Source organism: Novosphingobium sp. (genome assembly GCF_041915465.1).
Taxonomy (GTDB): domain Bacteria; phylum Pseudomonadota; class Alphaproteobacteria; order Sphingomonadales; family Sphingomonadaceae; genus Novosphingobium.
This window is the reverse complement of record NZ_JAYSBK010000132.1, coordinates 1-6910: the sequence shown is the minus strand read 5'-3', so window position 1 is coordinate 6910 and position 6910 is coordinate 1. Positions and strand designations below refer to the sequence as shown.

Below are 6910 nucleotides of genomic sequence, written 5' to 3'. Positions count from 1 at the left end.
CACCCGCGCCAACCAGCGTGCGCAATTCGGACCGCTTGAGCCGCAACCACGACCCGGCCAGCGAGGCCATGCCGCCGCCCATCTGCGCATAGGTCGCCTCAAGCCCGACCGATGCGCCAAACCCGTTAGAAACCAGGGTCTGCGCGGACACCTGCATGGTATCGCGCCAAGGAATCCGCCCGCCGTGCAAGGCATTGGCCTCGACCACGTCGACCGGCGTGCGCCGCGCGGCGAAGAACCGGATCAGCAACCCCAGCACAATTCCGCCGAGCGGCAGGAACAGCAGCTTGGCCGGGTGCCGGATCGAGGCGAGCGCGCTCAGGCGGTTCTCGCTTACGCCGTAGAGCAGCCCCTGCAAGCCGTGCGCGAACCAGCTTTGGATTACGGTCGTCAGCCCCGCGGCCGCGCCGACCGCTACTGCGAGCAGCAGCACCAGCGCCTCGCCGCTGCGAAAGCGCCGCCGCAGCCGGGTGATCAGGGGCCGTTTGGCGCGGACCAACATTCAACGTCACCCCATCCGACGAGGGATCAATAGCCCATCAGGCTGAGTACTTCCTTGCGGCTGCGATGGTCTTCCAGGAAGCAACCCATCAGGCGGCTGGTGACCATGCCCACGCCCGGCGTCTTGACCCCGCGCCCGGTCATGCAGCCGTGCTGCGCCTCGATCACCACGGCGACGCCATGCGGATTGAGGTTGTCCCAGATACACTGGGCGACTTCGGCGGTCAGGCGTTCCTGGATCTGCAAACGCTGGGCAAAGCCGTGGAGCACGCGGGCAAGCTTCGAAATGCCCACCACCCGGTCGCGCGGCATATAGGCGATTGCAGCCCTGCCGGTAATCGGCGCCATGTGGTGTTCGCAGTGCGACTGGAACGGAATGTCCTTCAGCAGGACCAGTTCGTCATAACCGCCCACTTCCTCGAACTGACGCGAAAGATGCGCGGCGGGATCGCTTTCGTAGCCCTGGCAATATTCCTTCCATGCGCGTGCTACGCGTGCGGGGGTATCGAGCAGGCCTTCGCGCTGCGGATCGTCACCCGACCAACGGATCAGCGTACGGATCGCTTCCTGCACGTCTTCGGGAACGGGCAGCTTGGCGCTGGCTCCGTCATGGTGGTGGTCCGGATCGCAACTCACGTCGTTTCGTCTCCCTAGCGCGGGCGGCGCAGGAATCCGCCCCTGCGAAACAGGCCGCGCCGTCTGCCGATCGGCTCGAACATGTCCTCGGGCCGCTCCGGATCGAGCAGCGCGTTATCGGCCACCGCTTTCTCCGCTTCGCCCAGCGGACGCAAGACAAAAGCGTCAAGCCGCTTGCCGGCACGTGGCGCGCTCTCGATCAGCCTGATCATCGAGCCTTGGTTTTGGGCCAGTGCCGCGGCAACCGCCTCGATCGCCATGCCGAGATGTTCGGCCAGCAGCCGGTACCGCAACCGCTCGATCGGCCGCGCCGCGTGGGCGTTGCCGGGGCGCGCGGCGTCGATGAACATGTCGACTTCGGTATCGAGCCCGAGCGAGCGGTTGTTCATGTTGGCCGAACCGACCCGCACCACCTCGTCATCGACGATCATCATCTTCGAATGGATATAGATCGGCGTCCCCGCGGCATTGCGCGGGATGAAGATGCGGAACCGGCGGGCATGGTCGGCCTCACCAATCGCGCGGCACAGGCGCACGCGCGCCCCGTCCATCGCCGCCTGTTCCAGCCAGCCTTCGGCGGTCAACGGGTTGATCAGGACGATCTCCGGCGGGTCCGGCTCAGCCACCCGGCAGGCAATTGCCTCGGCAATCGATCGCGAAGCGAAATACTGGCTCTCGGCATAGATGAAGCGTCGCGCGCGGGCGATGTGTTCGATGAACAAAGCCTCGACTTCGCGCACTTCGGCAAGCCCGCGCCAGGCCGAACGGGTGCGCGCGACGCCCACTTCAACGTCGCGAAATTCGGCGGCGAGGCTTTCAGGCCAGATCTGCTCCGACTGCGGCTCGCACGGCGCAAGGTCGCCCCCGCCCGCCTGAATCCACCGTTCGCGCCCCAATTCGGCCAGCGCCTGTGCCGCGTCGCCTTCGACCAGCATGGTCAGGTCATGCCACGGACCATAGAGCCTGGGGCTCATCGGCTTGTGCCGCCGCGGATCGTTTTCCTTGTGCTCGGGCGTGTCCCACCGCTCCGAAGTCATGTCGATCCCGCCGCAGACCGCGAACTGGTCGTCGATCACCACCACTTTCTGGTGATGGCTGCAACCCAGCGGATGGGCCGAATCGAACCTGAAGGCGATTCCGGGGTGAAAGTACCACCGCACCAGATCGAGCAGCATGGACCCGCGCAGCAGGTACTTGATCGCGCCAAAGTTCCATTTCAGCACCCGCACGCGCAGCTCCGGGCGCCGATTGCACAGCCAGATCAGGAACGGACCAAGCCGCGCCGGCCAGGCCTTGCGGTCGGGCTTGTTCCACCAGCGCCGTCCCGGCCCCAGCAACATCCTGGTGTCGAAGTCCCACCCGATCAGCAAGATGCGCTGGCGCGCGGACAGCATCGCCCGCTGCATAACCTCGTAATAGGCCGCCGCATCGACCACCACGTGAGCGCGCGAAGCGCGGGCAAAGCGCCAGGCCGATGGAGCAATGGCCGCAGCAGCCTCGTCGGCTGCCGGAACGCTTACGGGCTGCTCGCTCTCCTCCATAAGTTGCTCATATCCCGCGCAAGCTGCCGCGTCATCCATTGGCTATCTGCTTGGGGCTGGTTCTTGGCCGCGCCATGTGACATTTCGGGGGTATGGACCATGGCGCCGCCCGAACCGACCGGCTGGAACCGCTGCGCCGCATCGCGCGGCGGGTGCCGGGCGCGATGATGCTTGGCCGTGCGCTGCACCGCCTGGCCGACCCGGCGCTGCGCGAAGTGCACCGCCTGCAAAGCGCCGAGGCCGAGCGCCTGTTCCAGCCCTTCCCCGACACCTTGGAGGAACGCTACCCGGCCTTGTTCGATGCCCTGGCCGAACAGCTATCGCCCCTGCCAGAGCCGCGCATCCTCTCGTTCGGCTGTTCGAGCGGGGCCGAGGTGCGCGCCCTGCGCCGCCGTTTGCCGCATGCCACGATCGTCGGACTCGAAGTGAACCGCCGCGCGATCGATGCTGCGCGCAACGCCGACCCGGCGGGCGATTACCGTATCGCCGCCGCGCCCGATCCGGGCGAACACTTCGACGCAATCTTTGCCATGGCCGTCTTCCGCCACGGCGAACTCGAAGCCCACCAGCCCGAAAGCTGTGCCGCCATCTTGACGTTCGCGCGCTTTGCCGCCGGAATTGCCATGCTCGACGGCTGTCTCGAACCGGGCGGCTGGCTGGCAATCTATCATGCGCATTTCCGGTTTTGCGATACGCCGACCTTTGCCCATTACCGGGCCGATCCCCTGATCATGCCGAGCTTTGCGCCGCAAACCCTCCTGTATGGCCCGGACGATGCCCGGCTCGACGGCAGCACCGAATCGCGCGTCCTGTTTCGCAAGGTCGCCAAGGCATGATGGCACGATCCCGCGCTGCCGCGCTCGTCTTTGCCGTGGTCGCCGCCCTGGCGGCCGTGCTTTATTTCCAGCGTCTCGGCAATGTCGCCGCGCCGATCTGGGACGAGATGTATTATCTCCCCGCGACCGCCCATTATCACGAGGGGCGCACCCAGTTTGCCTCGCACCCGCCGCTCGGCATGATGTTGATCGCGGCGGGCGACATGGCCAGCGGTCGCAACGCCGGGGCGGACTGGCACCGGATCGGCGCGAACTATGCAGTGCATCTGGAGGAAATGCCGCCGGATTTCGATTACACCGGCCCGCGCCTTGCCCCCGCGCTGTTCGGCGTGCTCGCCGCCGGGATCTTTGCGCTGCTGATGTTCGAACTTACCGGCAGCGTGGCGGCTGCCCTGGTCCTTTCGCTGCTGTTCCTCGCCGATACGGCGCTGATGGTGCAAATCCGCGCGGCGCAGCTCGATGCCTTCCAGCTCGCCTTCGTGCTTGGTGCACTGCTCGCGGCAGTCCACGCGATCAGGCGGCCGGGGACAGTTTCAGTCTTCCTGTTCGGCTTTTCGCTCGCCTGCGCGGCGCTGGTACGTGCCAATGCGCTAGTGCTTGGGGTCACCGCGCTGTTCCTGCTCTGGCCGGCGCTGCGGGACCACGATTTCGCGCAGTTGTGGCGGCGGATCGGCGCGGGCCTGCTGGGCGGCCTGGCCGCGCTGGTCCTGACGCTCTCGGCATACATCGCGCTCTCCCCGCTTCCGCCCGATCCGGCGACTGCCGCCGGCAAGGCCGACCTCGCATTCCTCCAGCCCGCCCACCGGCAGGCGCTTGAAACCGGTCACTGGAGCCCTGCCGCAGTGCTTGGCGTGATGCAGGGGATCGAGGCGCACATCAGCAGCGACCTTGCGATCACGCCCAAGAGCGACGCCAATGGATCGCATCCCGCCGGCTGGCTGTTTGGCCGGGGCGCGATTCTCTATCGCAGCAATCCCGCTCAGGGCGGGCAGATGGCAATCGGACTGATGCCTAATCTGGTGATCTGGCTCATTTCGTTGTTCGGGGTCCTCACCAGCCTGTTGCCGTCGCGCCTGAGGGAAAGCCCGGTTCGGGCAATGCTGCTGGCTGGGTGGATCGCCAATATGGCCATGCTGCAATACCTCGACGGGCTGCGCGTGCTTTATCTCTATCACTACCTCATCCCGCTGCTGCTGGGCCATGCCATGGCCGCGCTCGAATGGCGGCGGATGGGCTTGCCGAGGCGCGGCGCGGCCGTGCTGGCGGGGCTGGCCTTGGCGTGGGCAGCGTTGGTCTGGCCCTATGCCATGGGCGATGTCATGCCGCCGTGGCTCTGTGCCACCCGGCTTGCGCCCTGCCCCGCCTGAGCTCCGGCTGTCGCAAAGATTTGGTGCGATTCGCCCCGCGCCATGACCCGCCAATGCAAAAACGGGCCCTCCTTGCGGAGAGCCCGATTTTGTAATGGCGCGCCCGGAACGATTCGAACGTCCGACCCTCAGATTCGTAGTCTGATGCTCTATCCAGCTGAGCTACGGGCGCGTTGGAGAGGCGCACATAGGGGCGTCGTTCGAGCTTGGCAAGCGGCTAATTTGCCCTTTCGAGCAGTTCTTTCACAGCCTTTGCCAAAGGCACGTCGAGCGGGGGCATTGCCAGGGCCATCAGCGCATCGGCCGCGAACCAGCCAATCTCCTCGCCATCCAGGCACACCGGCTCCCCGTCCCACCGACGGCAGGTGTAAAGCAGGACGACATAAGGGTCATCCGGCCGGGATGCGAAGCCCAACGGCGTGAGTGCGTCGGAGCGCAGCGCAATGCCAAGTTCTTCCTCCACCTCGCGAATCAGGGCTGCTTCGGGCGATTCCGCCGCTTCAACCTTGCCCCCCGGGAATTCCCAAAGACCCCCGTGAGCGCCGCTCAGCTTGCGGCGCTGCATCAGCACGCGTGCGGACGAATCAATCAGGGCGATGGCGACGACGGGAATCATTGTCGGATTTTTTTGCAGATCGCACCGCGATCTCAACCTTTCCTTAGGGATGACGGCCGTATTTCTTTCCGATCAGCCCCTAGGAGCGGGAAAGTAATGATCAAGCCGATCCTTAAAGAACTAATCCACGACGAGCGCGGAACCTCCGCGATCGAGATGGGACTGATTTGCTCGCTGATCGTGCTGGCGATGTTCACGGCTCTGCAGAACTTTGCGGATGCCAGCCACAACACCTGGAACACGGTGACGAGCAAGACCCACGACGCGGTAACGCAATCGACTGGGGGTTAAGTATTTTTCAATAAGTAGCCCTTAGACCGGTGTTTGCTCAATCCGGGGGTCCGAGAAAGAGCCGGGTAACTGAAGACTGTCTACTAGGAGACTAACCATGAAGTTCATCAACAAGCTGTTCCGTGACGAAGCTGGCGCCACCGCGATCGAATACGGCCTGATCGCCGCTCTCATCGCCGTTGCCGCGATCACCGCGATGCAGGGCCTGGGCAACGAACTGCGGACCACCTTCAACACGACCTCGTCGGCCATGTCGGTCGCCAACGGTTCGGCTTCGTAAGCGAAGCAACAGATTTAGCCCACGGGCTGAATTTCGAGGGGCGGCAGGGAAACCTGCCGCCCCTTTTGCTGTGTTCATCGCAAAAGACCCGCATTTGCGGGCTGCCGCCGCAATCAGTAGGTGACGAGCTTTACCCGCTGGCCGGGCTTCAAAACGCTGTTCGCGGCAAGTCCATTGAGCACCAGGAACCGGTCGAGCGGCAGGTCGGTATAGGCCATCCGCTTGCTCAGCGACTGGACGGTGTCACCTTTCTTGACAGTGACCACCACCAGCTTGCGCGGCTTGACGGCCGCCGCCTCGGTCGCCGAAATCCGGCGCAGCGAGTTGAACATCGAGGCGAAGACGTTCGAACTGCCCGCCGGCACGACGGTAACGAAATGCACCGCCTGCCCGGCCGCGAGCTCGTAAGCGAACACCGTCACATCGACCTGGCTGCCGCTCGAGTTGACCCGCGCGGTCGCATAGGCCGCGTTGATCCCGTTAACGGTCGTGCGGGTAATCGTACCCGGATCGATCTTTGCTTCGTTCTGCCCGGTCAGCGCGCCGAAGGCCGCGCGGATATAGGCATCCATGTCGCCGTTATAGGCTGCGGCCGTGAACTGCCCCTTGCCGGCATTGCCGCTGATCGCAACCGCACGGGTGCCGTTGACCAGATAGAACCCGTCAGGCGCCTGGAAAAACAGCTTCATCCCGGGGTGCGTGAACTTGTGACCATCCACGATGCCCTGTTTGGGATCGTCGCCATAGGTCAGGCCGCTGATCCCGGTGAGGAACGCGTCGCGGTTCAGCTTGCCGGTGGGATTGGTGCCTGCCCGGGTTAACGCCGCTTTTACGCGCGAAGC

General features: G+C 64.8%; 9 protein-coding genes and 1 tRNA gene. 4 read left to right on the top strand and 6 right to left on the bottom strand.

Translation table 11 applies throughout. The features are described from left to right. The 3 genes from ACE3SN_RS15490 to ACE3SN_RS15480 form a co-directional block, all read right to left on the bottom strand. Positions 1-502, bottom strand: a 502-nt coding sequence (locus tag ACE3SN_RS15490; protein ID WP_374531526.1) for a chloride channel protein, incomplete at its 3' end; no start/stop codon positions are given. 26 nt (positions 503-528) lie between these two features. Next, positions 529-1137 carry a GTP cyclohydrolase I FolE gene (gene folE, locus ACE3SN_RS15485; protein ID WP_374531525.1) on the bottom strand — a complete coding sequence of 203 codons (609 nt, stop codon included), beginning with the start codon at positions 1135-1137 and terminating at the stop codon, positions 529-531. A 14-nt stretch (positions 1138-1151) separates the two neighbouring features. Next, complete coding sequence (locus tag ACE3SN_RS15480; protein ID WP_374531523.1) at positions 1152-2717, bottom strand: phospholipase D-like domain-containing protein; 1566 nt, start codon at positions 2715-2717, stop codon at positions 1152-1154. Between the two features lie 53 nt (positions 2718-2770). On the opposite strand from ACE3SN_RS15480, the gene ACE3SN_RS15475 reads away from it, so the two are divergent. Both ACE3SN_RS15475 and ACE3SN_RS15470 read left to right on the top strand, forming a co-directional pair. After that, a complete protein-coding gene (locus ACE3SN_RS15475) occupies positions 2771-3514 on the top strand; it encodes a trans-aconitate 2-methyltransferase (RefSeq protein WP_374531521.1) in 744 nt (247 codons plus the stop codon). Beyond that, positions 3511-4881, top strand: a complete 1371-nt coding sequence (locus ACE3SN_RS15470) for a phospholipid carrier-dependent glycosyltransferase (protein ID WP_374531519.1) — start codon at positions 3511-3513, stop codon at positions 4879-4881. Before ACE3SN_RS15475 ends, ACE3SN_RS15470 begins: the two co-directional genes overlap by 4 nt. Positions 4882-4976: 95 nt before the next feature. Here ACE3SN_RS15470 and ACE3SN_RS15465 read toward each other — a convergent pair. Both ACE3SN_RS15465 and ACE3SN_RS15460 read right to left on the bottom strand, forming a co-directional pair. Beyond that, a tRNA-Arg gene (locus ACE3SN_RS15465) sits at positions 4977-5053 on the bottom strand. Between the two features lie 45 nt (positions 5054-5098). Beyond that, positions 5099-5497 (bottom strand): NUDIX domain-containing protein, encoded by a 399-nt coding sequence (locus tag ACE3SN_RS15460; protein ID WP_374531517.1) that lies wholly within the window; start codon positions 5495-5497, stop codon positions 5099-5101. Between the two features lie 96 nt (positions 5498-5593). Here ACE3SN_RS15460 and ACE3SN_RS15455 point away from each other — a divergent pair, with 96 nt between their 5' ends. Then, a complete protein-coding gene (locus ACE3SN_RS15455) occupies positions 5594-5788 on the top strand; it encodes a Flp family type IVb pilin (protein ID WP_374531515.1) in 195 nt (64 codons plus the stop codon). Between the two features lie 97 nt (positions 5789-5885). Then, positions 5886-6068 carry a Flp family type IVb pilin gene (locus tag ACE3SN_RS15450; protein WP_374531514.1) on the top strand — a complete coding sequence of 61 codons (183 nt, stop codon included), beginning with the start codon at positions 5886-5888 and terminating at the stop codon, positions 6066-6068. A gap of 113 nt (positions 6069-6181) precedes the next feature. On the opposite strand, the gene ACE3SN_RS15445 is transcribed toward ACE3SN_RS15450, so the two are convergent. After that, on the bottom strand, positions 6182-6910 hold a 729-nt coding region (locus tag ACE3SN_RS15445), incomplete at its 5' end, for a LysM peptidoglycan-binding domain-containing protein (protein WP_374531512.1).

Bases quoted from the DNA above. Each gene is read 5' to 3' on its own strand.
- ACE3SN_RS15480 (WP_374531523.1), bottom strand. From the start codon at position 2,717: ATGGATGACGCGGCAGCTTGCGCGGGATATGAGCAACTTATGGAGGAG.
- ACE3SN_RS15475 (WP_374531521.1), top strand. From the start codon at position 2,771: ATGGACCATGGCGCCGCCCGAACCGACCGGCTGGAACCGCTGCGCCGC.
- ACE3SN_RS15470 (WP_374531519.1), top strand. From the start codon at position 3,511: ATGATGGCACGATCCCGCGCTGCCGCGCTCGTCTTTGCCGTGGTCGCC.
- ACE3SN_RS15460 (WP_374531517.1), bottom strand. From the start codon at position 5,497: ATGATTCCCGTCGTCGCCATCGCCCTGATTGATTCGTCCGCACGCGTG.
- ACE3SN_RS15455 (WP_374531515.1), top strand. From the start codon at position 5,594: ATGATCAAGCCGATCCTTAAAGAACTAATCCACGACGAGCGCGGAACC.
- ACE3SN_RS15450 (WP_374531514.1), top strand. From the start codon at position 5,886: ATGAAGTTCATCAACAAGCTGTTCCGTGACGAAGCTGGCGCCACCGCG.